We start from the raw sequence: 24,058 nt of genomic DNA on the forward strand, positions 1-24,058 counted from the left end.
GGCGGTGTCATGGACGACATGACGTTCCGCATGCCCCGGATGCCGCGCCCCGCGTTCCGGCCCCGAGCAGTCCGGCCGCCCGCCTTCGCCGGGCGACTGCACGACGCCCGAACGGCGACGGCGGTCGGCCGGTGGCTGGGCGCGGCCTTCGCCGTCTGCCTCCTGACCGGCCTCGTCAGCCACTACCTCCAGCGGCCGCCCGCCTGGCTCGCCGACCGGCTGCCCGCCCGGCCGGTGTGGGGCTACGCGCTCACCCAGGGCCTGCACGTCGCCACCGGACTCGCGGCGATCGTGCTGCTGTTGGTCAAACTGTGGGCCGTCTACCCCCGGTTGTTCGTGTGGCCGCCGGTGCGGTCCGTGCGGCACGCGCTGGAGCGGCTCTCGGTCGCGGTCCTCGTCGCATCGGCCGTCTTCGAGGTGCTGACCGGGTTGCTCAACATCGTCGAGTGGTATCCGTGGCCCTTCGCCTTCGTCCCCGTCCACTTCGCCGTCGCCTGGGTGGCGACCGGCTCGATCCTGTTGCACATCGCCGTCAAGGCCCCCGAGATCCGGGACCATTGGGCCAGGCGTTCGGCGGGGACCCGATCCCTTCCGGCCCCGGACGCCGCCGACCGCCGCTCCCTGCTCCTGGCCACCGGCGGGGCCGTGGGCGTGGTGACGCTGACGACCGTCGGCCAGGCCTTCACGCCCCTGAAGGCGTTCGACCTGCTCGCGCCCCGGCACCCCGACCACGGCCCGCAGGGGCTGCCCGTGAACCGGACCGCCGTCGCCGCGGGCGTGACGGCACGCGGTCTGGAGGGCTGGCGCCTGGACGTCGCGGGACCCCGCCCGTACGCCCTCACCCTGGAGAGCCTGCGGGCGATGCCCCAGGCCGCGGCCCGGTTGCCCATCGCCTGTGTCGAAGGATGGAGCGTGGACGCCGACTGGGGCGGGGTGCGGCTCCGTGACCTGATCGAGCGGGCCGGCGGACGGCCGGGCCGGGACGCGGTCCGGGTGACGTCGCTGGAGGTGAGCGGGGCCTACCGCGTGATGGAGATGGGCGCGGAGTACGCGGACGATCCGCTCACCCTCCTCGCGCTGACCGTCAACGGGCAGACGCTCACGCTCGACCACGGCTTCCCGGCCCGGATCATCGCCCCCAACCGGCCGGGGGTCCTGCAGACCAAGTGGGTGCACAGGCTGGAGGTGCTGTGAGGACGGCGGGTGTACTGCGGTACGGACTCGGGGCGTCGGGCATCGCCCTCATGGGGCTGGGAGCCTGGCTGGTGGTGACCGAGCCGGATCCGCTCGGTGTGTTCGTGTGGCTGGCGGGGGCGCTCGTCCTGCACGACGGGATCCTCGCCCCGCTGGTGTTCGCCGTGGGGCTGCTGCTCGTGGCACGACGCAGGCGGGGCCTGCTGCGCGGGGCGTTGCTGGTCGCGGGGAGCGTGGTGCTGGTGACGCTCCCTCTCCTCGTACGGCCGGGGGAGCCCCCCAACCCGTCGGCCCTGCCCCTCCCGTACGGGCGTAATCTCGCGATCGTGCTGGCGGCCGTGGTCGTGGTGACGGGCGTGCTGATCGCCGTCCGGCGGTGGCGGGAGCGGCGTCAGGCGCGGGCGGCGGCGGACGACTGAGGGGCGAGCGACAGGAAGGTACGCCCCTCCAGGGTCCACTGTTCGGAGACGTCCCAGCCCGCGCGTCGCGCGTACCGAGCCAGGGCGCGGGTGCCGACCCGGGCCCAGGGGAACGGGGCCCCGCGTTCGCCCCGTCCGTCGTCGACCCGTACCTCGCAGCACTCGTCGACGTCCACGGGCGCGCTTTCCGCGACGAGGCACCCGGAGGGCGACACGACCTGGCGCAGCCGGCCCAGTAGGGCGGCCGGGTCGCCGCCGATCCCTATGTTGCCGTCGATCAGCAGCGCCGTGTCCCAGCGCCCCTCGGCGGGCAGCGGCTCGAAGACCGACCGGCACAGGGCCGACCCGCCCAGCCGTACGGTGCGGGCGACGGCCTCGGGGCTGATGTCGATGCCCAGCGCGGGCCGGCCCCCGGCGGCCAGTGCGGCGACGAGCCGCCCCGGCCCGCAGCCGACGTCGAGGACCGTGCCGCGGCAGCGGTCGAGCACGGAGCGGTCGGCGCGGTCCGGTGCCTGGCACCAGCGCTCGACCTCCAGGGGCAGCAGCCAGCCGTCGTGCCGGCGCAGGAAGAGCGGGCCCCTGCCGGTGCGCAGGGCGCAGTCGTACGGGTCGGCCCGCCACGCGGTGGTCGTGGTCAACGGCCCGCTCCCGTGGTCGTGGCGGTCAGCTCGGCGTACCGGGCGGCGAAGCGGGTCCCGGGCGCGGCGGCCGCCACCTGCCGGGCGTCCTGCTCGGTGTCCACGTCCCGCAGGACCGGCAGACTGCCGATGCGCAGCCCGGCCGTCCGCAGACGGGCGTACTGGACGGCGCCGGTGTCGGGAGCGGACATGGGAACGCCGAGCAGGAGGGACGGGTCGGGACGTGCGAGGCCCAGGGCCCAGAAGCCGCCGTCGGCGGCGGAGCCGAACCAGGCGTCGTACGCGTCCCAGCGCAGGGCGGGGGCCAGGAGTTCGGGTGTGACCTGCGGCGTGTCCATGCCGATGAGCAGGGCCGGTCCCGGGCGGGCGGCGAACGCGGCGGCCAGGCGCACGTCGAGCCCGCCGCTCACCTGGGGGACGATCTCGAAGCCCGGTGGCAGCCACGGGCCCGGCCTTCCGTCGAGTACGAGGACGTGCCGGTCCGCGGGGACACGGGCCGCCGCGGAGAGGGTGTCGGCGAGGGCGGCCTCGGCGAGCACCGCCGCTTCCTCGGGGGCGAACGGGGGAGTGAGCCGGGTCTTCACCCGGCCGGGCCGGGGCTCCTTGGCGATGACGAGAAGGGTGGTCACGGGCGGCCACCGCCCGCCGGCGCGGGCTCGTCGAGCACCTTGCGCATGTCGTGGACCGCCTGCCACGTGCCTTTCCACGTGCCCGTGACCTTGGACCGGCCGGTCCGGGGAAGGTACGGGACGTCGACCTCGCGCACCCGCCAGCCGGCGTCGGCCGCCCGGACGACCATCTGGAGGGGGTAGCCGCTCCGGCGGTCGTCGAGACCGAGGGCGAGCAGCCCCTCGCGGCGGGCCGCCCGCATGGGCCCGAGATCGCGCAGCCGCAGTCCGGTGCGCCGGCGCAGCAGCCAGGACAGGGCGAGGTTGCCGGCCCGGGCGTGGGCCGGCCACGCGCCCCGCTCGGTGGGGCGCCGGCGGCCCAGCAGAAGATCGGCGGAGCCGTCGGCCAGCGCACCGACGAGGCCGGGCAGCAAGCCGGGGTCGAGGGAGGCGTCGCAGTCGCAGAAGCAGACGAACTCGGCGTCGGAGGCGAGCAGTCCGGCGTGGCAGGCGGCCCCGAAGCCACGCAGGGGCTCGTGCACGACGGTGGCGCCGAGCCCCGCGGCGACGGCCGCCGATCCGTCGGAGGAGCCGTTGTCGACGACGATCGCCCGCCATCCGGCGGGAACGCGCGCCAGGACCCAGGGCAGGGCTTCCGCCTCGTCGAGACAGGGAAGGACGACATCTACGGTCATGGGTGTCACGTGTTCACCGTAGGAACACCAGGGCCTTGTGGGGCCGCTCCACTCCTTACGAAACGCGGACGTCCGCCTTCGTCCCCCCGGGTGGCCGTGACCGCCCGTCGGGAAGGATGCGACGCTGTGCGGCATGAGCGAGCACAACGCCCCGTCGCTCCCCGCCCGGATCCTGGTGGTGGACGACGACCCGACCGTGGCCGAGGTGGTGTCCGGATACCTGCGCCGGTCGGGCTTCGCCGTTGAGCATGCGGCCGACGGCCCCGGCGCCCTGCTGCGGGCAGGGGAGCGGCGGCCGGACCTTGTCGTGCTCGACCTGATGCTGCCCGGTCTTGACGGACTGGAGGTGTGCCGGCGCCTGCGGGAGGCCGGGCCCGTTCCGGTGATCATGCTGACCGCGAGGAGCGACGAGGAGGACCGGATCACGGGCCTGGAGATCGGCGCCGACGACTACGTCACGAAGCCGTTCAGCCCGCGCGAGCTCGTACTGCGCGTCGAGTCCGTGCTGCGCCGCAGTCGTGCGGCCACCGGTCCGGCGGTACCGCGGACGGTGCTGCGCGCCGCCGGTCTCAGCGTCGACCCCGTCACTCGGAGAGCCACTCGTCGCGGCCGTGAACTCGCCCTTACCCTGCGGGAGTTCGACCTCCTGGCGCATTTCCTTGAGCAGCCCGGCACGGCGCACACCAGAGAGCAGCTGATGCGGCAGGTGTGGGGCTGGGACTTCGGCGACCTGTCGACGGTCACGGTCCACGTCCGGCGTCTGCGCGCCAAGATCGAGGACGACCCGGCGCAACCCCGGCTCATCCAGACCGTATGGGGCGTCGGATACCGTTTCGAGCCCGGCCAGGACGGGGGAGCGGCATGAAGGACATCCTGCTGATCGCCGGCTTCGCCCTGGCGGGAGCGGTCTGCGCCGGTCTGGCCGGGGCCATCGTCCTCCGTCTCGTACGGCATCGTTCGGTCGCGGTCTCCCTGACCGTGGTCGCGGCCGTCACGGTGACGGCGATGCTCGCCGGGACGCTCGCCGTCGCGCAGGCGATGTTCCTGTCCGCGCACGACCTGTGGGTGGTGACCCTCGTCGTCGCCATGGCGGCCCTCGTCTCGCTGGGCACGGCCCTCGTCCTGGGCCGCTGGGTCGTGGCCCGCAGCCGGGCCCTCGCGCGCGCCGCGCGCGACTTCGGCGACGGCGGCAGTTTCTCCGCCCCCGACGGCACCGCCACCGCCGAACTCGCCGCACTCGGCCATGAGCTGGCGACGACCAGTGCCAAGCTCGACGCTTCCCGCAGGCGTGAGCGTTCCCTGGAGACGTCGCGCCGCGAACTCGTCGCCTGGATCTCCCACGATCTGCGCACACCGCTGGCAGGGCTGCGGGCCATGGCGGAGGCCCTGGAGGACGGCGTGGCCGCCGACCCCGTCCGGTACCACCGGCAGATCCGCACCGAGGTCGAGCGCCTCACCGCCATGGTCACCGACCTTTTCGAACTCTCCCGCATCCACGCCGGCGCCCTGCCCCTCAGCCCGAGCCGCATGTCCGTGTACGACCTGGTCGGCGACGCCCTGAGCGGCGCCGACCCGCTCGCTCGCGAGCACGGGGTGCGCCTCGTGGGGGAGGAGGTCGCGGCGATCCCCGTCGAGGTGGACGGCAAGGAGATGACCCGGGTCCTCGCGAACCTCCTCGTGAACGCGATCCGCCACACGCCGGCCGACGGCACCGTCGCGGTGGCGGCCGAACGCCGGGAGGACGCCGTGGTCCTGTCGGTCACCGACGGCTGCGGCGGCATCCCCGACGAGGACCTCACCCGTGTCTTCGACACCGGCTGGCGCGGCACCGAGGCCCGCACTCCGCCGGCGGGCGCCGGGCTCGGCCTCGCCATCGTCCGCGGCATCGTCGAGGCCCACGCCGGCCGCGCCGAGGTCCGCAACGTCCCCGGCGGCTGCCGTTTCGAGGTCACCCTGCCGGCAGCGGCGGGCTGACCCCGGTCAGCCGAGGGCCGCCGACGCCCGCTGTGCCGCCCCGGCGAACTCCGTCATGCCCTCGGCGAAGCCCACCTCGGGCCGCCAGCCGAGCTCGCCGCGCAGCCGTGACGAGTCGGCGGTGATGTGCCGGACGTCGCCGAGCCGGAACTCGCCCGTGACCACGGGCTCGGGACCGCCGCATGCCCGCGCCAGGGCGGTGGCCATCTCGCCGACGGTGTGCGGTTCGCCGCTGCCGGTGTTGTACGCGGTGAACGCGCCGGCCGGCAGCCCGCCGACGGCTTCCAGCGCCAGTACGTTGGCCGCGGCCACGTCCCGTACGTGCACGAAGTCCCGGCGCTGCCCACCGTCCTCGAACACACGGGGCGCCTCGCCTCTGGCGAGTGCCGAGCGGAAGAGCGACGCCACGCCCGCGTACGGGGTGTCGCGTGGCATCCCGGGCCCGTACACGTTGTGGTAGCGCAGCGAGACCGCCGTGCCGCCCACCGCTCGGGTCCACGCCGCCGTCAGGTGCTCCTGGGCGAGCTTCGTCGTGGCGTACACGTTCCGTGGGTCCGCCGGCGCGTCCTCGCCGACCAGGCCGGGAGAGAGGTGGGCGGCGCATGCTGGGCAGCGTGGCTCGAAGCGGCCGGCCGCGAGGTCCTCGGGGCGGCGGGCACCGGGCCGCACGGCACCGTGTGCGGGGCACTCGTACCGCCCCTCCCCGTACACGACCATCGATCCGGCGAGGACGAGTCGCCGCACGCCGAGGTCTGCCATGGCGTCGAGCAGGACGGCCGTGCCGAGGTCGTTGCAGCTCACGTACTCCGGGGCGTCGGCGAAGTCCTTGCCCAGACCGACCATGGCGGCCTGGTGGCAGACCGCGTCGACACCGCGCAGAGCGGCTCTGACCGATACGGGATCCCTGACGTCCGCGTGGCGGAACTCGAAGGCCGCCGGCTCGGGAGCCACGGGGTGTGCGCCGGGCAGCAGGGCGTCGAGAACCACCGGCTCGTGGCCGGCCTTCGCGAGGGCGGTGACGATGTGCGAGCCGATGAATCCGGCTCCTCCTGTGACGAGTACACGCATGCGGGCGACGCTACGGACCACCGGCGCGTGCAGGAGGTGCCCGCGCCGGGCCGTAAGACTTCCGTCATCCCGGTGGGGCACTCCTCCTCCGGGACCGTGAACGACGCGCACGGCCCCGGCCCGCGTCCGCTACCGGTAGCGGATGTGCAGGTGGTTGTCGTGGTTGGGGTAGCTCGTGGTCAGCCCCTCCGCGATCAGCTGCGGGTCGTTGAAGTAGATCAGCTGGACGTGGCCGGGGGCCTTCGCGCGGATCTCCTGGACGAGCCTGCGGGTGGCGGCGCGGTCGTACGTCGTGGACTGCCAGGTGATGCGGCCCGCGGTGCACTGCGCCGAGTCGGTGCGGACCGGCCACACGTCGATGTCCATGCCCACCTCGTGGCTGGCGTGGCCGGGGATGTCCCCGCCGTGTTCGAAGCCAGCGTCGCCGACCGGCAGTCTGCCGTTTCCGGTGGTCGCGAACGTGGCGGCGGCGGCCTCCAGTTGGGCGACGGCGCCGGCTGTCGCCCAGTGGGCGTTTGCGTTGCCGTCGGGGCTCTGCGCGCACATCGTGCCGGTGCCGAAGCCGATGTTCTCGTAGTGCCAGAGCAGGTTCTTCCACGTGGTCGGCCCGACGACGCCGTCCGAGCCGATGCCCGCATGGGACTGGAAGGTGCGGACGGCGGATTCGGTGCCGGAGCCGAAGGCGCCGTCGACCGCGAGGCCGGCCCCCCGCTTGGCGGTCAGCAGGGACTGGACGGCTCGCACCGCCGGTCCGTTGTCGCCCCGGCGTACGGTCACGGCGAGCGCGCCCCAGGTGGCGGGCCCGACGACGCCGTCCGCGGTGAGGCCCTTGGACTGCTGGAAGCCCACCACCGCGCTGTGCGTGCCCGGGCCGAAGACGCCGTCGACGGGTACGGAGCGGCCGTGCGCGGCGAGCAGGTGCTGCAGCGCGACGACGTCGGAACCCCGGTTGCCGTTGCTCACCAGCGGGAACGCGGCCTGGGGGAAGGCCCGTGCGGGGGCGCTCAGGCCGAGGAGCAGGCCCGCCACCGCGGCGAACAGGGTCAGGATCCTTGCGAGTCGTTTCACGGTCGCTTCCTCACTTTCCCGACTGGAGGGCGCCCCAGGTGCCGGAGCCGACGACACCGTCGGCGCTCAGCCCGCGTGAGGACTGGTAGTCGCGTACGGCCTGACCGGTGCCGGAGCCGAAGACGCCGTCGATGGCGACCGTCCGGCCGAGCGCGGCGGTCAGGGCGCGCTGCAGCCTCGTGACGGCCTCACCCGTCGAGCCGCTCTGCAGGATGGGGGTGGAGCCGCGGGACAGCAGGGCGGTCCAGGTCTTCGGACCGACCACGCCGTCCGCGGTGAGACCCTTGCTCGCCTGGAAGTTCTTCGCGGCGGTGGTCGTCGAGGAGCCGAAGACCCCGTCCGGGGCGCCCGGGTCGTATCCGGCGGCCTTCAGCAGGCACTGGGCCGCCTTGACCTGGTCGCCGCTCGATCCGCTCTTCACGGTGGGGTAGGCGGTGAAGCTGAGGTTCGCTCCCGAGCAGGTGGGTGCGGGCGGAGTGCCGGTGCCCACGTCCAGGTAGTCGCGGTCGATGTTGATCGAGTAGCCGCCGTAGGACTCGGTGACCTCGCCCGCGTACTGGTGGATCCGCTGGTGGCCGGCCCAGTACGTGGACGGCACGTAGGTACCGGTGTCGGTGTCGGCCGCGCCGTTCCACCAGGCGTAGAAGATGTGGTCGACCCGCGTGTAGGCGCTGTTGCCGTACTCGTCGGCGGCGTCCCTGATGCCGGAGGCGGCGCTGGAGTAGAAGCCCGACAGGTAGTTGCTGCTGTGCAGCCGCTCGGTCCAGCCGGACAGGTACGACAGCACGGCCGCCTTGCAGGAGGCCGTGGAGGTGTAGGCCTCGATGTCGCTGTAGATGGCGCTGCCCGCGGGGATGCCGAGGTTCGACGCGGCGGTGACGGCGGCGGCGGCCGCACTGACGCCCTGGGACTTGGCTGTGGCGGGGTCGGCGGACATCTTGAGCGAGTAACCGGTGCACGGGGCCTGGCGGCCGACGTCGATGGGGATCAGCCGCCAGCCGTTGCCGGTCTGGGCGGTCACCCAGCTCGCGGTCAGGTTCGGCTGTGCGCAGCCGCGGAAGGAGCCGCTGATGTACACGCCGACCGCGCTGTACGGCGAGTTGGCCTGCCAGGCGTTCATGGCGGCTTGGGAGGGCGCGGTACAGGCGTCGAAGCCCTTGCCCAGGTAGCTGCCCGGTTGCGGCCCGGCCGCGGCCAGGGGGATGGCGCCGGACTGCTGCCGCGGGCGGGGCAGTTCGGTGCGCCGGGCGTCCGCGGTGAGTTCGGCCGAGCCGAGCACGCCGCGCACCAGACTCTCGGTCTCCGGGGTGTGGGCGGCGGTGACGAGCACACCGGCGTCCTCGACGGCGATCTGGATGGTGTCGTCGCTGGACACGGCCGTCGGGGCGGTGGCCCTGCCGCGCGGGGTCCGCGTGGTCGCCGCCGACGTGTGCCCGGCGGAGCGTGCGTTGACGGGTTCCACGACGATGCCCGCCGTACGCCCCACGACGTGGGCGGGGCAGTCGTTCTGCTCGGCCGGCTCGCCGACGTAGACGGCGGGTCTGTCGAACCGGAGACAGGCCCGCGGGTTCTCGGTGAGATCGACGACCTGCCAGTCGGCGGGCACCTGGATGCGGTAGCCGTGGTAACTGACGGTCTGTCGGTCGGTCTGCGGCGGGGAGGCCGCCGCGGGGGAGCCGGGCACGGTCAACGCGCCGATGCCGGCGAGGACCGCCAGCGCCGCGGTTCCGGCGCGGGCGCGCCAGGGGATGCGGGACGACATCAGGGCACTCCTACTCGGTGCGGGAGAGGGGCAGAGGGCCGTGTGCGGGGTGTGTCGTACGCGCTGTTCGGACGCCGCAGTCGGGTGCGGAGCGGACGGGTCGGGCCGAGTGTGACGCCTGCCCGCGGCGCGTGTCCACACTGTCACCTTCTGCCACAGGGCTAGACCTCCGGCACAACTGCCCTGCGGATAAGGGCTGTTGTGCCGGATGTTGCAGACTCCCCGGCGTCGCAGGGCCGGTCGGCTGCCGTCCTCCGCGTCACGGCACCTCGAGGAGCAGCGGGAACTCCGCTTCCGCGATGCGGCCCTTCGTCACCCGCACCACGGTCCGCGGGGAGCCGGTCACCCCCTCCGGCAGGTCCAGCGTGAGCCGGTACACGCCAGGTTCCACGTGGGCGAAGCCGAACCAGCCCGAGCCGTCGCTGAGTCGGGTGGTCCTCTCGCCGTCGGCGGTGAGCGGGTCGAGCGTCACCGGCACCTGGTCGAGCGCGGCACCGCCCCGCAGCGCGAGTCTGCCCGTCACATGTCCGTCCCCGGGCGCCGCCTTCCACGGCATGCCGGGCACCGCCGCCTTGTCCGCGACGTCGCGCGGCCCACCCGCCCCGTCGACCGGGCGCCGGATTTCGGCGCGAACCGAGGCGGTCCGCGCCGAACCGTGCCGGAGGTAGCTCGCGGCTGTGCCGTGCCTTCCAGAAGGGCGACGAACTGCGCGTCTGCGTGCGGCGATCCCGGAACGGAGCTGTGCTTCGTTCGCGGCGGGGACCTCTTCTGAGTCATTGACATGTCGTCACCCGTGCTCCACCATCATAGTCATCTGATCAAGTCAATTGACCGTGATGATCACCCCCTGCGAGATTCGCAGGTTCGCGCACTCGCCCGTCACCGCCGCTCCGGCGCCGGGCGCGACATCACCCTGCCCGAGACCCGGAACGGGCTGTGCCGCGCGACGCCGCGGCCCTGGTCGAGAACGCGCTCGACCCGCCCCGCGCTTCCGGACGTGCTCCCCGAGCCGTCCACTCCACACACCTCACTACCCCCATCACCCCTGACTGCCCGGAGGTTCCGTGCACTCGCCTTTCGTCCCCACCCCTGCCGTCCCACCCCCCGCGCCCCCAGGAGGCGACGGCACGTCCGGTGCCGGCCGGCGCGTCCGGCGGACGTTCCTGGCCCTCAACGCGGTGCTCCTCGGCGTCGGCGTCGTGCTGTCCTGCTCCACCACGCTCACCGGGATCACCGTCTACGGCCGGCTCACGCTCGGTGTCGTGTGGGGCGTTCTGCAACTCGGCGTCTTCCTCGGCAGCGTGTGGTGGTACGAGGACCGGTCGACGTGCGTCGGGACGGTGAGCCGGTGACGACTCCGCTCCTCCTGAGCTCGGCGGCGCTCGACCCGGTCGGCCCGGCCGCCCGCGGTCCCGTGATCAGCGCCTTCCTGATCTTCACGGGGCTGTGCCTGCTGTGGGTCCTCACCCTCGCGAGCCAGGACGAACGTCCGGAAGGGCTCTACACCGCGGACCGCTCCCTCTCGCCGGTTTTCAACGGCTTCGCCCTGGCGGGCGAGTACATCACCGTCGTCGCCCTGTTCGCGACGTCCGGGGCGATCGCCCTGTTCGGCTACGACGGACTCGCCTCCGCCGTCGACAGCGTCCTCGCCCTCGGCGTCCTGCTCCTGCTCGCGCGGAAGATCCGCGACAGCGGCCACTACACGCTCGGCGGCCTCTTCTCCCTGCGGGCGTCCGGCCGGGGACCGCGCACGGCGGCGGGCGTGGTGACGCTCGTCATCACGATGCCGCTGCTCATCGTGCAGCTGCGGGCCGCCGGCATCAGCGTGGCGCTCCTGATCGGCATGTCGAGCGACACGGCCCAGGTGGCCTGCACGGTCCTGATGGGCTGCCTCGTGGCCTTCTTCGCCGCGGTGGCCGACCTGCGGGGCACCGGCTTCATCCAGGTCGTGAAGGTGCCCGTCACGCTGGTGACGCTGGCCGTGGTCACCCTGCTCGCCCTGGAGAAGTTCTCGTGGAGCCCCGGCGGCCTGCTCGACGCCGCGGTGGAGCAGAGCATGGCGCCGGACGGGTACCTGAGCCGGGGACTCTGGGCGCACACGACGGGCCTGGGCCCGCTGAACACGATCAGCGACCACATCGTCGTGGTCCTCGGTATGGCGATGATGCCGCACCTCGTCCTCCGTATCGCCGCCTCGCGCACCGGATGGGGCGCGCGACGGGCCACGAGCATCGCCGTGGGGCTGACGGGCGCCTTCTACGTCCTTCTCATCACGACCGGATTCGCGGCGGCCGCCGTCGTCGGCGGCGAGAGGATCGGTGCGGTCGACGCGAACGGTCAGGCGGCCCCGATCCTGCTCGCCTCGGGAGTCCTCGGTCACGGATCGACGGCACGTGTGGTCCTCATCACCACCGTGGCCTGCGTCGCCTTCCTCGCTGTCCTGACGGCGGTGACCAGCCTGACCTTCGCCGCCGCGGTCTCGCTCACCCGGGACGTCTTCGCCCGCACCCGCCGTCCCCTCTCTGATGCCGGTGAGCTGTGGGCCCTCCGGGCCGGCGTCGCGGCCCTGTGCGTCGGAGGGGTGGCCCTGTCCGCCGCCCTCCACCGCTACCCCGTGGAGTTCCTGGTGACCTTCTCCCTGGGCGTCGCGGCGACCTGCGTGTTCCCGGCGCTCGTCTACTCCTTCTTCTGGCCGGGGTTCGACCACCGAGGACTGGTGTGGTCCGTGTACGGGGGACTGACGCTCTGCGTCGTCCTCACGTTCTTCTCCCCGACCGTCTCCGGCACCACGTACGCGCTGTGGCCGGACGCGGCCTTCGACTGGTACCCGTTCCACACCACGGGCCTGATCTCCGTCCCGGCCGCCTTCCTGCTCGGGTGGCTCGGCAGCAGGAAGCCCACGGACACCCGCGGCATCCGCGTGCACGCCGAAAGGGAGCTGTCGTGAGCGGCGAGGACCGCAGGACGGGCCGGGTGAACGAGAGGTGGAAGGCCAAGGGCGTCGCCTGGCGGGTCGGCTTCCACGTCGTCGGCGCCTACGTGTTCCTCGACGTCGTGGGCCTTCTGGGCCCGCACGCCCAGAGGTAGCGGGTGGCCACCGGAGCGCGGGCGGGTCGTACGCCCCGCCGGTGGGCGAACACGGCGGAGGGGCGGCAGTGATCGACTGCCGCCCCTCCGCCGTCCTTCAGTTCCTCACACCGTCCCGTCGTCCCGGCCCCGCGGAACGACGGCGGTACCGCGCGCCCGGGTGGCCACTATGGGCTCCGCGAGTACCTCGGCCCGGCCGGTGTCGTCGAGCGCGCGGCAGATGATGCGCAGCTCGAAGTCGACGGTCCGGCTGCGGGTGCCCTTCGACGCCAGCCGGGCCTCGGCCTCGACGACGTCGCCGCCCCGGACCGGGGCCAGGAACTCGACCGACGCGTATCCGGCGAACAGGCTCTCGTGGCCGTCGATGCTGATCGCCAGGTGCGTTCCGGCGTCTCCGAACAGCTTCAGCCCGAAGGCCCCGTCGACCAGGTTCCCCCCGTAGTGGGCCTCGGAGTGGGCGACGTAGCGCTGGTGCACGACCTTCATGCGATCTCCTCGTCGATACGGCCGATACGGCGGGCTACGGTCGTCCCGTCGAGCGCGATGCCCGGGTAGCCGTGCTTGGCGATCTCGGTGCACATCCGGCGGTACTTGCCGACACCGCCCACGTAACCGAGGAAGGTCGACGGCTTGCCGGCCACGTTCGAACCCCGGTACCAGGAGTCCGTGGTGGCGTACAGCGTCTGCCTGACCGTGTCCTCGGTGATCCTCACCCAGTCGTCCTGGGCCTCGGGCGTCGCCTCGATGACCTCGGCGCCGCCCGCCCTCGCGTGCCCGATCAGATCGGTGATCCAGTCGACGGCCTGCTCGATCGTGACGACGACGTTGCTCGCCAGCGCCGGGCTCTGCGGTCCGCCGATCATGAAGAAGTTCGGGAACCCGGAGGTCATGATGCCGAGGTACGTCCGGACTCCGTCGCTCCACGCGTCCTGCAGCCTGCCCGACTCCGGGGTGGAGACGCCGAGCCCGTACAGCGGGCCGGTGAAGGCGTCGAAGCCGATCGCCAGCACGATGGCGTCGACCTCGTACGAGCGGGCCGACGTGACGATGCCGCCGCTGGTCATGGTGGCGATCGGCTCGTCGCGCAGGGAGACCGCCGAGACGTTCGGGCGGTTGAAGGTCTCGTAGTAGTCCGTGCCGAAACAGCTGCGCTTGGCACCGAGCGCGTGGAAGCGGGGCTCGAGGACGGCGGCCGTCCCGGGGTCCTCGACGATCTGGCGGATCTTCTCGCGGACGAACTCCGCCGCCGTCTCGTTGGCCCTCGCGTCGGTCAGCAGATCGGAGAACTCGCCGCCGACGCCGTTGAATCCGCTGCGCTCGTAGGCCCTCTCGTAGCGCTCGCGCCGCTCCTCGTCGGAGACGTCGAACGCCGCGGCGTCCGGGATGCGGTCCGGGATGCCGCCGAGCGAGTGGCGGCACTCCTCGCGGATCGCCGCGTAGTTGCTCTTGATCTCGTCGACGACCTGGTCCGACAGAGGGGCGTTCCGGGCAGGGAACACGTAGTTGGGGGTGCGCTGAAACACCGTGAGGTGCTCGGCGACCTCGGCGATGAGCGGAATGCACTGCACCGCGGACGAGCCGGTGCCGATCACCGCGACGCGCTTGCCCGCCAGTTCGCTCAGCGGGATGTCCCAGCGGCTCGTGGAGACCGTGGTCCCGGTGAAGTTCTCCAGCCGCGGCACGTCGACGGCCTTGGGCGTCGAGAGGCCCCCGGAGCCGGCGAGCAGGTAGCGGCCCCGCCGGGTCTCGCCGGAGTCGAGGCGCACCTCCCAGAGCCGCTCGTCCGGGAGCCAGGTCGCCGAGGTGACCCGGGTGCCGAAGGTGAAGTGCCGGCGCAGGTCGAAGCGGTCCGCGACGTGGTCGATGTAGCTGAGGATCTCCGCCTGCGGAGCGAAGCGCTGGCTCCACGTCCACTCCTGCTGGAGCTCCTCGCTGAACGAGTACGAGTAGTAGACGCTCTCTACGTCGCACCGCGCACCGGGGTACGTGTTCCAGTACCAGGTGCCGCCGACGGTCGGAGCGGCTTCGAAGCCGGCGAAGGTCCAGCCCTTCTCGGCGAACTTGTAGGCGGCGTAGAGGCCGGAGAATCCCGCACCGACGCAGAGGACGTCGACGACGGGTGCGGCGGCTGGAGTCTTGTCTGTCATGCATCTGCCTTCGGGTAGGGGAATCGCGGGTGGCGTCCCGGGGGCGGCGTCTCGCCGGTGGCGTCTCGCCATCAGGGCTGCGGCGGGGGCGTTTGCCCTCGTTGCGCCGAGCAGAACTTGTTAGTCAGATGACTTAGTCATTTGACCAAAACAGGCTAGTCAGCGGCCCGAGCGGCCGTCAAGAGTCGAATCCGGATCGCCGGCGGTCCGGCGCAGGTGGCGCGCCACCTGCGCGATGGCCTCGTCCGTCCTGGCGAAGACGCCCACCTCGGTGAAGAAACCGTGGAACACGCCGTCGTAGCGGGTCAGGGTGACCTCGACGCCGTCGCGTCGCAGCCTCTCGGCGTACGCCTCGGCGTCGTCGCGCAGTGGATCGACCGCGGCGGTGAGGACGAGTGCCGGCGGGAGGTCGCTCAGCGATGCTGCGCGCATCGGGGCCGCGAGGTGGTCGACCGGTCCCGCGTGGTCCGGTCCGACGTACTGCTCCCAGAGCCAGCGGGCGTCTGCGCCGGTCAGTACGGGCGCCTCGGCGAACTCGGTCCAGGACGGGGTGGCGAACGAGTCATCGACGGCGGGGTAGATCAGCACCTGGGACACCGGCTGGTCGAGGCTGAGGTCCCGCAGCTTGAGGCAGAGCGCGGCGGCGAGGTTGCCGCCCGCGGAATCCCCTCCGACGGCGATCGTGTCCGCATCGATGCCGTACGCGGCAGCCGACCGGCGCAGCCAGGCGAAGGCGTCGAAGCAGTCGTCGAGCGCCGCCGGGTAGGGGTATTCCGGCGCGAGCCGGTACTCCACGGAGAGCACCGCCCACCCGGACCGGGCGCAGATCGCGCGGCAGACCTCGTCGACCCCGTCAAGGCTGCCGAGCACGAATCCGCCACCGTGCAGATAGACCAGCGCCGGGCGCGGACCGGGGGGCGCCGGTGAGTCGTCGGGGTGGTAGAGGCGGGCGCACAGTTCGCCGGAGCGGGCGGGCAGGGTCAGGTTCTCGACCCGGTCGAGGGGGGTGAGGGGCCGCTCCGCCGGAGTGGTCGCCAGCAGTTTCCGGGCCGCTTCCGCACCCAGTTCGCGCACCGGTTTCTTGAGGGTTCCGGCGACGGCATCGGCGACGAACTGCGCGTCGGCGTCCAGGTGATCCCAGTACGGGGGCTGCGCTTCGTTCACGGCGGAACCTCTCCGGAGTCATTGACATGTGGTAACCCGTGCTCCACCATCCTAGTCATCTGATCGAGTCAATTGACTATGACGATCCCCTCTGCGAGATCCGGAGCCGCCGGTGCCCGGTGCGCGTGATCTCCCGAAGTCGAAAGGACTGGAGGATGACCGAAACCACGACGGTCCCTGCGGTGTCCGGCGAAGAGTCGGCCCTGGCGGTCGACGTACGGATCGAGGACGATGCGTCGCCCCTCGTCCGGCTGATCGGCCGCACCCTGCGGGATTCCGCCCGCGCGGGCCATGCCCTCCCGACGCTGCGGAAGGCGGCCGCCACGGTGGCGATCCGGTCCCACGACACCCCGCAGGCCGCGACCATCGCTCTCGGCGGCGGCGTCATCGAGGTGTCGAGCGGACTTCCCGCCGAACCGGACGCCGCTGTCACCGTCGACCTGAACGCCCGTTTCGCGCCCGCCGAAGCCCCGTCCGGTGACGCCGAGCTGGCTGCGGACGTGCTGCTCGCACTGACTCCGCCGGTGCCGGAGTGGCAGGCGGCCGCCGAGCACTTCTGGACCTCCGCGCGCTCCGTGCCGGGGATTCCGGACGTGCTCATCGCGGTCACCGAAGGCCCCGACGGCGTGGAGCAGGTCGTGCTGGGCGAGGGCACGACGCAGTACCTGATCGCCGGAGAGCCCCAGACGCTCGCCGGCGTGTTCTCCGGAGCCGACGACCTGCTCGCCGTCCTGTCCACGGGTGAGCTCGGGGTTCTGGGCACCCTCTCTCAGCTGTCCGTCATGGTCGGCGCATCCTGGAAGGTTCGTTACGATGTCTGAACTCACCCTGCCGGTCACGGAAGTCGACGCCCGCGCTGCCGGAACGCGAGCCGTACGGCTGGAGGCGACGAACCATGACGGCTCGTTCCTCGGCAAGACCGTGACGCCGAAGAAGTTCGCCGCGGGCGCGGGCCCGGGGTTCCCCTTCGCCGACCTCCTGTTCGGGCTCGACCTCGGCAACGCCCCGGCCCTCGGTTTCGTCTTCCCCGACTGGCGCGGGCATCTGGACGACGTCTACTTCCGCCCCGACCTGTCGACCTGGGTCGAGTGGGAGCCGGGCCTCGACGCCGTGATCGGCGACTACTGGCTGAAGGACGGCACACCCGTCCCCATCTGTCCGCGCAACCTGACGCGGAAGATGGTCGAACGGCTCGGCTCGCTCGGCTTCACCGCGACCGTCGCCGTCGAGATCGAGGCGACCGTCTTCGAGGAGTCCGTCCACGAGGCGCGCGCCCGGGGATACCGCGACCTCACGCCGCTCGGCGGGAGTGCCGGCACGGCCTACCACCTCGCGAAGTCCAAGGACTGGAGCGGGTACATGAACGCCGTCGCCGACCGGCTCGACGCCGTCGGCATCGAGTGGGAGGCCTGGAGCGACGAGGACGCCGCCGGTCAGATCGAGATCAACCTGGCGCCCGGCGACCCGATCACGGTCGCCGACGCCTGGGCGCGGACCCGCCAGATCATGCGCGAGGTCGCGTTCGACCGCGGGCACACGGTCACCTTCATGGCGAAGCCCACCGCGGGTTACGGACAGGCCTCGCACATCAACCTGTCCCTCCAGCGCGACGGCGCCAACGCGTTCTATGCCGAGGAGGGGCCGTCGGAGACGATGCGCCACGCCATCGGGGGACTGCTCGCGACGATCGAGGGCAACTGCTCGATCGTGCTCCCGCAGATCACCTCGTACCGGCGCCTGGTGGACCTCAGCGGCCCGCCGGTCACCGTCAGTTGGGGCATCAGCAACAAGACCACCGCGGTCCGGGCGGTCTGCGGACACCCGTCGTACTCCCGCCTGGAGTACCGGGTGCCCGGCGCGGACGCGAACCTGTACCTCGCGCTGGCCGGCGTGCTGGCCGGTGTGATCGCGGGTGTGGAGCGCAAGATCGAGCCGCCGGCGCCGGTCTCGGACATGGCGTGGTGCATGCCGCCCGGGATTCTCACCCGCCTGCCGGACACGATCTCGAAGGCCGCTGCCGCGCTCGAAGCGGATTCGACCCTGCGCGAGCTCCTCGGCTCCGAGTTCGTGGACTACTGGGTCGGATCGCGCCGGTGGGAGTGGATGCAGTTCCACACCGCGGGCGGTGACCCGTTCGCAGAACTCTCCGCGTGGGAGTCCCACCGCTACTTCGAACTGCCGTGACCGGGCCGCGTGTCGGGGCGACCGCGGTGCGGCCGCTCATCGGCGTCACCGGCCGGCGGATCCGGCTTGACCTGATCAGGGGAGCGGACCGCCGGTACGGTGATCGCTGCGCCGACAGCTACATGTCCGACTACGGGATCCGGATCGCACGGGCCGGCGGCCTGCCGGTGAACCTCACGTACGAGACGGATCCGGAGGCGGTCTGCCACTGGCTGGCAGGAGTCGTCGTCACCGGCGGGCAGGACGTGCACCCCGCGTGCTGGGGCGGGGATCCGTCCGTGGTCCGCGACGTCGACCCGCGTACGGACCCGATGGTTCACGACGTCGAGCGGGACGCGCACGAGCTCGCACTCGTGCGGGCCGCGCTCGACCGGGGGATTCCCGTGCTCGCGGTGTGCCGGGGCATGCACATCCTCAACGTCGCGCTCGGCGGAACGCTCGTCGCCGACCTGCCGGCCGGCGAGGTGCGCCATCTGTCGCACGAGGCCGCCCTCACCGACGGCACGGCCGACCACCTCGTGGCCTTCGAGCCCGGCTCGATCGTGGCCGGACTGTTCGGGGCGCGGACCGTCACCAACTCCTGGCACCACCAGGCCGTCGACCGCTGCGGCGCCGGGCTCGTCGTGACGGGCCGGACGTCCGACGGTGTGGTCGAGGCGGTGGAGCTCCCGGGCGTACCGGTGCTGGGTGTCCAGTGGCACCCGGAATGGATGGAGAGCGACGATCCCACGATGACGTGGATCGTCGAGGAATCCGCGAAACGCCTGTGAGGAGGGGGATCCGAGTGCGTCCGTCCGCGGCCGGTGGCAGACGCACTCGGGTCCGCCTTCCACCGGCCGCAGCCGAGCCGACTCGGCGACGGCGCTCGCGGAGGTGTCCGTGATCAGGCGAGCTTCGCGGCCAGCCACGCATCGAGGACGTCGATGACGACCTCCGCCTGCTGGGCGGCCTGGGCGCGATCGCCGTATGTCAGCCAGTTCACGACGAAGCCGTCGGAAAGGGTACCGATGACGTAGCCGATCTGGTCGATCGTCTCGGGCGGGACCTCCTGTCCGGTGGCCGCTCTCGCGAGGATCGATCGCACGACATTGAACGCCTCGTTGTACACGGTCACGGCCGGATGCGCTTCCTGGCGTTGCGCCCAGCTGATCAGCTCCACGGTCGCGGACGCGAATTCCGAAGGGGACTCGAGATACCAGTTCGTGAGTCCGCGGAGGACCGCACGCGCAGTCGCGGCCAGCTCGCCGTGCACGTCGCTCTCGATCAGAACCTCGCGGTACCGCTCCGCCAGCCTCTCGAAAACGGCTGCGAACAGCAGCTCCTTGGTCTGGAAGCAGTAGTGCAGCGTCGCCAGCGGCGCGTTCGCCTGCTCGGCGATCCGGCGGGTCGTCGCACCGTCGACGCCGTGGGTCGCGATCACCTGGATGGCGGCGTTCACCAGATCTTTGCGTCGCTCGGCCGTCGGTACGCGAGCCACGTGTGCCTCCTGTCGAAGTTGGACGATCGATCAAGTCAGCGACAAGGCTAACAGGCCGCTCCTCCGCATCAGCCCAGGCCGCAGGGCCTGCTCCAAAATAGTTGGTCAGATGACTTGATCGGATGACCGTGATGAAGCAGCATAAACCTCACCCCCTCGCGACGGCCTGACTCCTCGGCCGGCGGGGGCCTCGACGAACTGAGGAACCCATGGAACTCAAGGACCTGCTCTTCCTGCTCGCCGACGTCTGGATGATCACCGCCGGATTCACCTTCGGATGGAAGTTCATCCGGAACTTCCGGAACTACCTGCTCGGCCTCGAATGGATCATCGTCGCCACGTCCGGGTCGAACTTCCTCGTCTACGCGCTCCTGGGGGCCGACGAGAGCAGCCCCATGTACACCGCGGCGCATTTCCTCGACGCGTTCTCCCGGTCGGTCGGCATCACGCTGATCCTCGTCCTGGGCCTGATGGGGGCGACGCACCGGTACAAGCCGTCCAAGGCGACCGACGTCGGGGTGTTCGCGTTCGCGGCCGCCGTCGGGCTCGTCCTGCAGCTGTTCGGCGAGCGGCTGGGTCTCGGCATGGCCGTCTTCTACGTCGTCGTCAACGTGCTGACCACGCTGTTCCTCGTCTACTTCTCGAAGCGGCTCTGGGCGATCGGCGAGAAGCGACTGGCCGTCGGCGCGGGCCTGGCGACCGCTGCCGCGTTCCTCATCGCCGCGACCTACGACTTCTTCCCCATCCCGGGTGACGACGAGGCGCACACCGTCTTCTACACCGCGGCGCTGAGCACCTGGGGATTCCAGATGTGCATGTACTACTTCGCCTACCGCGCACTCCACGCCCACAACGAGGCGACCGACGCGGAGCCGGAGCGGCGCGAACAGAGCCGCGTCGCCGGCGGCTGAGCAGCCGCGATCAGTTCGCGGCCAGGGGATCACCGGCCGCGCGACCAGGCAGAGAACCGAGCAGAACGTCCCATGCGGAGGAAGCACCCGTGGTCGTGAAAGAAACGCCCCAGCGAGAGGGAGAAATGGCCTCGCACCGTCCGCGACCGGCCGTCCGGCAGGAGCAGATGGGCGAGGACCCGTCCAGCGCGACGCTGACCGGGCTGTTGTCCGAGCGCGCGCGGCGATCGCCGGACCGGGAGTTCCTCCGCTTCGGAGACCGGTCCTGGACCTTCGCCGAGATCGACGCCTGGACCTCCAGGCTGGCGCACCGGCTGATCGCCGTCGACGGTATCCAGACCGGCGACCGCGTCGCGATCATGCTCCCGAACGTCGTGCACTGGCCGGTCGTGTGGCTGTCCGCGCTCAAGGCCGGCGCGGTGGCGGTACCGGTCAACTCCTCGTACAAGCGCGCCGATCTCACGTTCCTTCTTCGGGACTCGGGAGCCCGGGTCGTGTTCACCGACCACGAGCGGGCCGGTCTGCTGAAGGAAGTGGCTTCCGCGGAGGCCGACTTGACGGACCTGCGCATCGTGGACGTCGCCGCGGACGGCTCGGCTGGCTTCCCGGCGACCGCTCCGCCGGTGCCGGCCGGCGCCGAGACCCTGGCGAACCTGCAGTACACGTCCGGCACCACCGGCTTCCCCAAGGCCTGCATGCTCACCCACGACTACTGGGTGCGGCTGGGCTGGACCTGCGCCGCGGTGACCGGCCTCGGGCCCGAGGACGTCCTGCTCACCGCTCAGCCCTTCTCCTACATGGATCCGCAGTGGAACACCGTGCTCGCCCTGACGGTGGGGGCCCCGCTGGTCGTGCTGCCGCGGTTCTCCGCGTCGGGCTTCTTCGCCGACGTCCGTCGCCACCGCGCGACCTTCTTCTACGTGCTCGGGTCCATGCCGACCCTGCTGTTCAAGCAGCCGCCGAGCCCCGACGACCTGGACAACCAGGTGCGCCTGGTCCTCTGCTCGGGCGTTCCGGTCAAGATCCACGCCGAGCTGGAGCGACGCTGGGGCGCTCCGTGGCGGGAGATCTACGGCATGACGGAGTCCGGCGTCGACCTGTCCAGCCCCGTCGACGACGCGAGCGTGGTGGGGAGCGGGAGCCTCGGGCTTCCGGTGCCGACCAAGCGCGTCCGGGTGGTCGATCCGCAGGGCGCTGATGTGGCCGACGGCGAGACCGGCGAGCTGATCGTCTCGGGAAAGCCGATGATGCTCGGCTACTGGAACCGTCCGGAGGACACCGCCCGGGTGCTGCGGGACGGCTGGCTGCACACCGGGGACGTCGTCGTGCGCCGGCCGGACGGGGGCGTCCGGCTGGTCGGGCGGATCAAGGACATGGTGCGTCGTGGCGGCGAGAACATCGCGAGCGCCGAGGTCGAGGCCGTGCTCGAACGGGACGACGCGGTCGTGGCCAGCGCGGTCGTGGCCGAACCCGACGAGACGTTCGGCGAAGAGGTCAAGGCCTTCGTCCAGCTGGCGGCCGGGGTGCCGGCCGACCGTACGACCGCCGGGCGGATCATCGACCGGGCCGGTCGGCAGCTCGCCCGCTTCAAGGTGCCGCGCTACATCGAGTTCGTCGCCGACTTCCCGCGGACACCGTCCGAGCGGGTGTCCAAGCCGGCGCTCAAGGAGCGGGCCGCGGCCGAGCCGGGCGTCACCTACGACCTGGGCCCCCGGCGGAGCACGGCCGACACGGCCGCCGCCCCGCCCACGGACTTCCTGGACGTCAGGATCGTCCGCGAGGTGGCCGTGCTGACGCTGCGCCGTCCGGAGAAGCTGAACGCCCTGGACGTCCCCACGCGGCTGCGGCTGGCGAGCGTCGTCCGCGAGTACGGCACCGGCGACCACGTGCGCGGGATCGTGCTCACCGGCGAGGGCCGGGCGTTCTCGTCGGGTGAGGACCTCCGGTCCGTACCGGCCTCGTACGACGAGGTCCGCGCGGCGTTCGAGAGCTTCCACGACATCACCAGGGCCGTCGTCGGGACGCGGGTCCCCGTGATCGCGGCGGTGAACGGTCTCGCGGTGGGCGGCGCATCGGAGATCACCCTCTGCTGCGACGCACGGATCGGAACCCCGGCGACGGAGTTCTACCAGCCTGAGAACGGCCGCGGCATCACGATCTCGAACGCGTCGAGCCTGCTGCTGACCCGCCTCGTCCGCAACCACGCGATGCGCATGGTCCTCGGCTCGCCGCGGATCGGTGCCGAGGAGGCCCTGCGGATCGGCCTCCTGGACGAGATCGTCCCGCCGGACGAACTGGTCCGCCGGGCCGTCGACCTGATCGTCGAGTGGACGCCGGAGAGCATCACGACGGCGCTGCATCTCGCGCTCCTGCGCCCCCGGCCCGACGAGATCGAGCAGGCCTTCGCCCAAGAGGACATCGCCGCCCGGACGGCATGGGAGAGCGGGGTGTTCAGCGCCGGGATCAACGGCTTCTGGGCCTCGAAGGGCTCCGGCGCGCAGCCCCCGGTCGGGACCGACCCCGCACCGCACGACACGAACGACACAGGAGACCTGACGTGATCGACACAGAGGCCGCGGTGCTCACCGCGGTGAACGAGCCGCTCGAGATGACCGCGATCCAGGTGGACGAGCCAGAGCCCGACGAGGTGCGCGTCGCGGTCTCCCACGTGGGCCTGTGCCACAGCGACCTGCACTACATGACCGGAACGGTGCCGAGCCCCCTGCCGGTGGTGGTGGGCCACGAGGTGGCCGGCGTCGTCGAGGCGACCGGTTCCGCGGTGACCGGACTGCGCCCGGGCGACCGGGTGGTCGGGGCGCTGACGCCGTCGTGCGGCCAGTGCGTCAACTGCGAGGCCGGCCACTCGACGCAGTGCCTGCGCGTCGAGGAGATCCGGCGTCGCCCGCGGCCCGCCTTCCGGCTGGCGGACGGCCGGCCGCTGGAGCGGCTCGGGGACATCGGCGCCTTCTCGCGGCACACCCTCATGCGCGAGAACGCGCTGGTGAAGCTGGACGACGCGGTGCCGCTGCACGTGGGATGCCTCCTGGCGTGCTGTGTCATCACCGGCGTGGGCGCCGTCTTCCGCGGCGCCCGGGTCCGTCCGGGAAGCACCGTCGCGGTGATCGGCTGCGGCGGCGTGGGGTCCGCCATCATCCAGGGAGCCAGGCTCGCCGGAGCCTCGGCGGTCGTCGCGATCGACCTGGACGAGGCGCGGCTGAAGGCCGCACGCGGCTACGGCGCGACCCACGTCGTGAACGGAGGCGCCGAGGACGTCGCCGCAGAGGTGCGGACCCTGCTGGGCGACGGCGTCGACTACTCGTTCGAGGCCGTCGGTTCGGCGCGGACGGCCGCCACAGCCCTGTCGGTGCTGCGGGCGACCGGTACCGCCTGCCTGGTGGGCATCGCCCCGGCCGGCACCGAACTCACGCTGCCCGCCTCGGACTTCTTCTTCGGCGAGAAGCGCCTCATCGGCTCCTACATGGGCTCCGGCCAGGTGCGCCAGGACATCACCCAGCTCGCCCGCCTGTACCAGCAGGGGCGGCTGCTGCTCGACGAGATGGTCACGCAGGTCATCCCGTTCGGCGAGATCAACGAGGGCTTCAAGGCGATGCGCGGCGGTGACGTGACCCGCGTCGTCGTCGACCTCCAGGCCTGATGAACAC

General features: G+C 71.9%; 24 protein-coding genes. 13 read left to right on the forward strand and 11 right to left on the reverse strand.

Annotated features, from left to right (window positions below; genetic code table 11):
• Positions 1 to 18: 18 nt before the first annotated feature.
• The gene (locus tag ABZO31_RS28710) at positions 19 to 1,194 is read left to right on the forward strand and encodes a molybdopterin-dependent oxidoreductase (protein ID WP_406864211.1); all 1,176 of its coding nucleotides are present in this window, start codon (positions 19 to 21) and stop codon (positions 1,192 to 1,194) included.
• Positions 1,191 to 1,613 carry a hypothetical protein gene (locus ABZO31_RS28715; protein WP_406864212.1) on the forward strand — a complete coding sequence of 141 codons (423 nt, stop codon included), beginning with the start codon at positions 1,191 to 1,193 and terminating at the stop codon, positions 1,611 to 1,613. The genes ABZO31_RS28710 and ABZO31_RS28715 overlap by 4 nt, the downstream gene beginning before the upstream one ends.
• Here ABZO31_RS28715 and ABZO31_RS28720 read toward each other — a convergent pair.
• From ABZO31_RS28720 to ABZO31_RS28730, 3 genes are read right to left on the reverse strand one after another with little or no spacing between them, the layout of a single operon-like run.
• Positions 1,586 to 2,251, reverse strand: a complete 666-nt coding sequence (locus ABZO31_RS28720) for a class I SAM-dependent methyltransferase (protein ID WP_406864213.1) — start codon at positions 2,249 to 2,251, stop codon at positions 1,586 to 1,588. The two genes, ABZO31_RS28715 and ABZO31_RS28720, sit on opposite strands and share 28 nt — an antisense overlap.
• Entirely contained in the window at positions 2,248 to 2,880 is a 633-nt protein-coding gene (locus tag ABZO31_RS28725) for a TIGR04282 family arsenosugar biosynthesis glycosyltransferase (protein ID WP_406864214.1), read from the reverse strand. Before ABZO31_RS28725 ends, ABZO31_RS28720 begins: the two co-directional genes overlap by 4 nt.
• Positions 2,877 to 3,554 carry a glycosyltransferase family 2 protein gene (locus ABZO31_RS28730; RefSeq protein ID WP_406865513.1) on the reverse strand — a complete coding sequence of 226 codons (678 nt, stop codon included), beginning with the start codon at positions 3,552 to 3,554 and terminating at the stop codon, positions 2,877 to 2,879. The genes ABZO31_RS28725 and ABZO31_RS28730 overlap by 4 nt, the downstream gene beginning before the upstream one ends.
• Positions 3,555 to 3,687: 133 nt before the next feature.
• Between ABZO31_RS28730 and ABZO31_RS28735 the strand changes: the two genes are divergently transcribed.
• Both ABZO31_RS28735 and ABZO31_RS28740 read left to right on the forward strand, forming a co-directional pair.
• On the forward strand, positions 3,688 to 4,419 hold the full coding sequence (locus tag ABZO31_RS28735; RefSeq protein WP_406864215.1) for a response regulator transcription factor: 732 nt from the start codon (positions 3,688 to 3,690) through the stop codon (positions 4,417 to 4,419).
• The gene (locus ABZO31_RS28740) at positions 4,416 to 5,528 is read left to right on the forward strand and encodes a sensor histidine kinase (RefSeq protein ID WP_406864216.1); all 1,113 of its coding nucleotides are present in this window, start codon (positions 4,416 to 4,418) and stop codon (positions 5,526 to 5,528) included. Before ABZO31_RS28735 ends, ABZO31_RS28740 begins: the two co-directional genes overlap by 4 nt.
• A 6-nt stretch (positions 5,529 to 5,534) precedes the next feature.
• Here the strand turns inward: ABZO31_RS28740 and ABZO31_RS28745 are convergent, their stop codons facing one another.
• From ABZO31_RS28745 to ABZO31_RS28760, 4 genes are all read right to left on the reverse strand, one after another.
• Positions 5,535 to 6,596, reverse strand: a complete 1,062-nt coding sequence (locus tag ABZO31_RS28745; protein WP_406864217.1) for an NAD-dependent epimerase/dehydratase family protein — start codon at positions 6,594 to 6,596, stop codon at positions 5,535 to 5,537.
• A 129-nt stretch (positions 6,597 to 6,725) separates the two neighbouring features.
• On the reverse strand, positions 6,726 to 7,664 hold the full coding sequence (locus ABZO31_RS28750; RefSeq protein WP_406864218.1) for a penicillin-insensitive murein endopeptidase: 939 nt from the start codon (positions 7,662 to 7,664) through the stop codon (positions 6,726 to 6,728).
• Positions 7,665 to 7,674: 10 nt separating this feature from the next.
• Positions 7,675 to 9,426, reverse strand: a complete 1,752-nt coding sequence (locus ABZO31_RS28755; protein ID WP_406864219.1) for a glycoside hydrolase domain-containing protein — start codon at positions 9,424 to 9,426, stop codon at positions 7,675 to 7,677.
• 259 nt (positions 9,427 to 9,685) lie between these two features.
• Positions 9,686 to 9,949, reverse strand: a complete 264-nt coding sequence (locus tag ABZO31_RS28760) for a hypothetical protein (RefSeq protein ID WP_406864220.1) — start codon at positions 9,947 to 9,949, stop codon at positions 9,686 to 9,688.
• Positions 9,950 to 10,490: 541 nt separating this feature from the next.
• Between ABZO31_RS28760 and ABZO31_RS28765 the strand changes: the two genes are divergently transcribed.
• Genes ABZO31_RS28765 through ABZO31_RS28775 form a run of 3 tightly spaced genes read left to right on the forward strand, consistent with a single transcriptional unit; the run spans position 10,491 to position 12,513 of the window.
• Entirely contained in the window at positions 10,491 to 10,778 is a 288-nt protein-coding gene (locus tag ABZO31_RS28765; RefSeq protein WP_406864221.1) for a hypothetical protein, read from the forward strand.
• Positions 10,775 to 12,373, forward strand: a complete 1,599-nt coding sequence (locus ABZO31_RS28770; RefSeq protein ID WP_406864222.1) for a sodium:solute symporter family transporter — start codon at positions 10,775 to 10,777, stop codon at positions 12,371 to 12,373. Before ABZO31_RS28765 ends, ABZO31_RS28770 begins: the two co-directional genes overlap by 4 nt.
• On the forward strand, positions 12,370 to 12,513 hold the full coding sequence (locus tag ABZO31_RS28775) for a hypothetical protein (RefSeq protein ID WP_406864223.1): 144 nt from the start codon (positions 12,370 to 12,372) through the stop codon (positions 12,511 to 12,513). The genes ABZO31_RS28770 and ABZO31_RS28775 overlap by 4 nt, the downstream gene beginning before the upstream one ends.
• A gap of 105 nt (positions 12,514 to 12,618) precedes the next feature.
• Here the strand turns inward: ABZO31_RS28775 and ABZO31_RS28780 are convergent, their stop codons facing one another.
• The 3 genes from ABZO31_RS28780 to ABZO31_RS28790 form a co-directional block, all read right to left on the reverse strand.
• Positions 12,619 to 12,999: a hotdog domain-containing protein gene (locus ABZO31_RS28780; RefSeq protein WP_406864224.1), complete on the reverse strand. Its 381-nt coding sequence runs from the start codon at positions 12,997 to 12,999 to the stop codon at positions 12,619 to 12,621.
• Positions 12,996 to 14,660 carry a flavin-containing monooxygenase gene (locus tag ABZO31_RS28785; RefSeq protein WP_406864225.1) on the reverse strand — a complete coding sequence of 555 codons (1,665 nt, stop codon included), beginning with the start codon at positions 14,658 to 14,660 and terminating at the stop codon, positions 12,996 to 12,998. The genes ABZO31_RS28780 and ABZO31_RS28785 overlap by 4 nt, the downstream gene beginning before the upstream one ends.
• Before the next feature lie 159 nt (positions 14,661 to 14,819).
• Positions 14,820 to 15,824 (reverse strand): alpha/beta hydrolase, encoded by a 1,005-nt coding sequence (locus tag ABZO31_RS28790; protein WP_406864226.1) that lies wholly within the window; start codon positions 15,822 to 15,824, stop codon positions 14,820 to 14,822.
• Positions 15,825 to 15,979: 155 nt separating this feature from the next.
• Between ABZO31_RS28790 and ABZO31_RS28795 the strand changes: the two genes are divergently transcribed.
• From ABZO31_RS28795 to ABZO31_RS28805, 3 genes are read left to right on the forward strand one after another with little or no spacing between them, the layout of a single operon-like run.
• The gene (locus tag ABZO31_RS28795) at positions 15,980 to 16,645 is read left to right on the forward strand and encodes a hypothetical protein (protein ID WP_406864227.1); all 666 of its coding nucleotides are present in this window, start codon (positions 15,980 to 15,982) and stop codon (positions 16,643 to 16,645) included.
• A complete protein-coding gene (locus tag ABZO31_RS28800) occupies positions 16,638 to 18,008 on the forward strand; it encodes a glutamine synthetase family protein (protein WP_406864228.1) in 1,371 nt (456 codons plus the stop codon). The genes ABZO31_RS28795 and ABZO31_RS28800 overlap by 8 nt, the downstream gene beginning before the upstream one ends.
• Positions 18,005 to 18,778 (forward strand): gamma-glutamyl-gamma-aminobutyrate hydrolase family protein, encoded by a 774-nt coding sequence (locus ABZO31_RS28805; RefSeq protein ID WP_406864229.1) that lies wholly within the window; start codon positions 18,005 to 18,007, stop codon positions 18,776 to 18,778. Before ABZO31_RS28800 ends, ABZO31_RS28805 begins: the two co-directional genes overlap by 4 nt.
• Positions 18,779 to 18,891: 113 nt before the next feature.
• On the opposite strand, the gene ABZO31_RS28810 is transcribed toward ABZO31_RS28805, so the two are convergent.
• Positions 18,892 to 19,485 (reverse strand): TetR/AcrR family transcriptional regulator, encoded by a 594-nt coding sequence (locus ABZO31_RS28810; RefSeq protein ID WP_406864230.1) that lies wholly within the window; start codon positions 19,483 to 19,485, stop codon positions 18,892 to 18,894.
• Between the two features lie 209 nt (positions 19,486 to 19,694).
• Here ABZO31_RS28810 and ABZO31_RS28815 point away from each other — a divergent pair, with 209 nt between their 5' ends.
• From ABZO31_RS28815 to ABZO31_RS28825, 3 genes are all read left to right on the forward strand, one after another.
• Positions 19,695 to 20,396, forward strand: a complete 702-nt coding sequence (locus tag ABZO31_RS28815; protein WP_406864231.1) for a transporter — start codon at positions 19,695 to 19,697, stop codon at positions 20,394 to 20,396.
• Between the two features lie 125 nt (positions 20,397 to 20,521).
• A complete protein-coding gene (locus ABZO31_RS28820) occupies positions 20,522 to 22,957 on the forward strand; it encodes an AMP-binding protein (RefSeq protein ID WP_406864232.1) in 2,436 nt (811 codons plus the stop codon).
• Positions 22,954 to 24,051 (forward strand): Zn-dependent alcohol dehydrogenase, encoded by a 1,098-nt coding sequence (locus ABZO31_RS28825; RefSeq protein WP_406864233.1) that lies wholly within the window; start codon positions 22,954 to 22,956, stop codon positions 24,049 to 24,051. The genes ABZO31_RS28820 and ABZO31_RS28825 overlap by 4 nt, the downstream gene beginning before the upstream one ends.
• Positions 24,052 to 24,058 lie beyond the last annotated feature (7 nt).

This window comes from Streptomyces solicamelliae (assembly GCF_045348655.1).
In the GTDB taxonomy this organism is placed as follows: domain Bacteria; phylum Actinomycetota; class Actinomycetes; order Streptomycetales; family Streptomycetaceae; genus Streptomyces; species Streptomyces solicamelliae.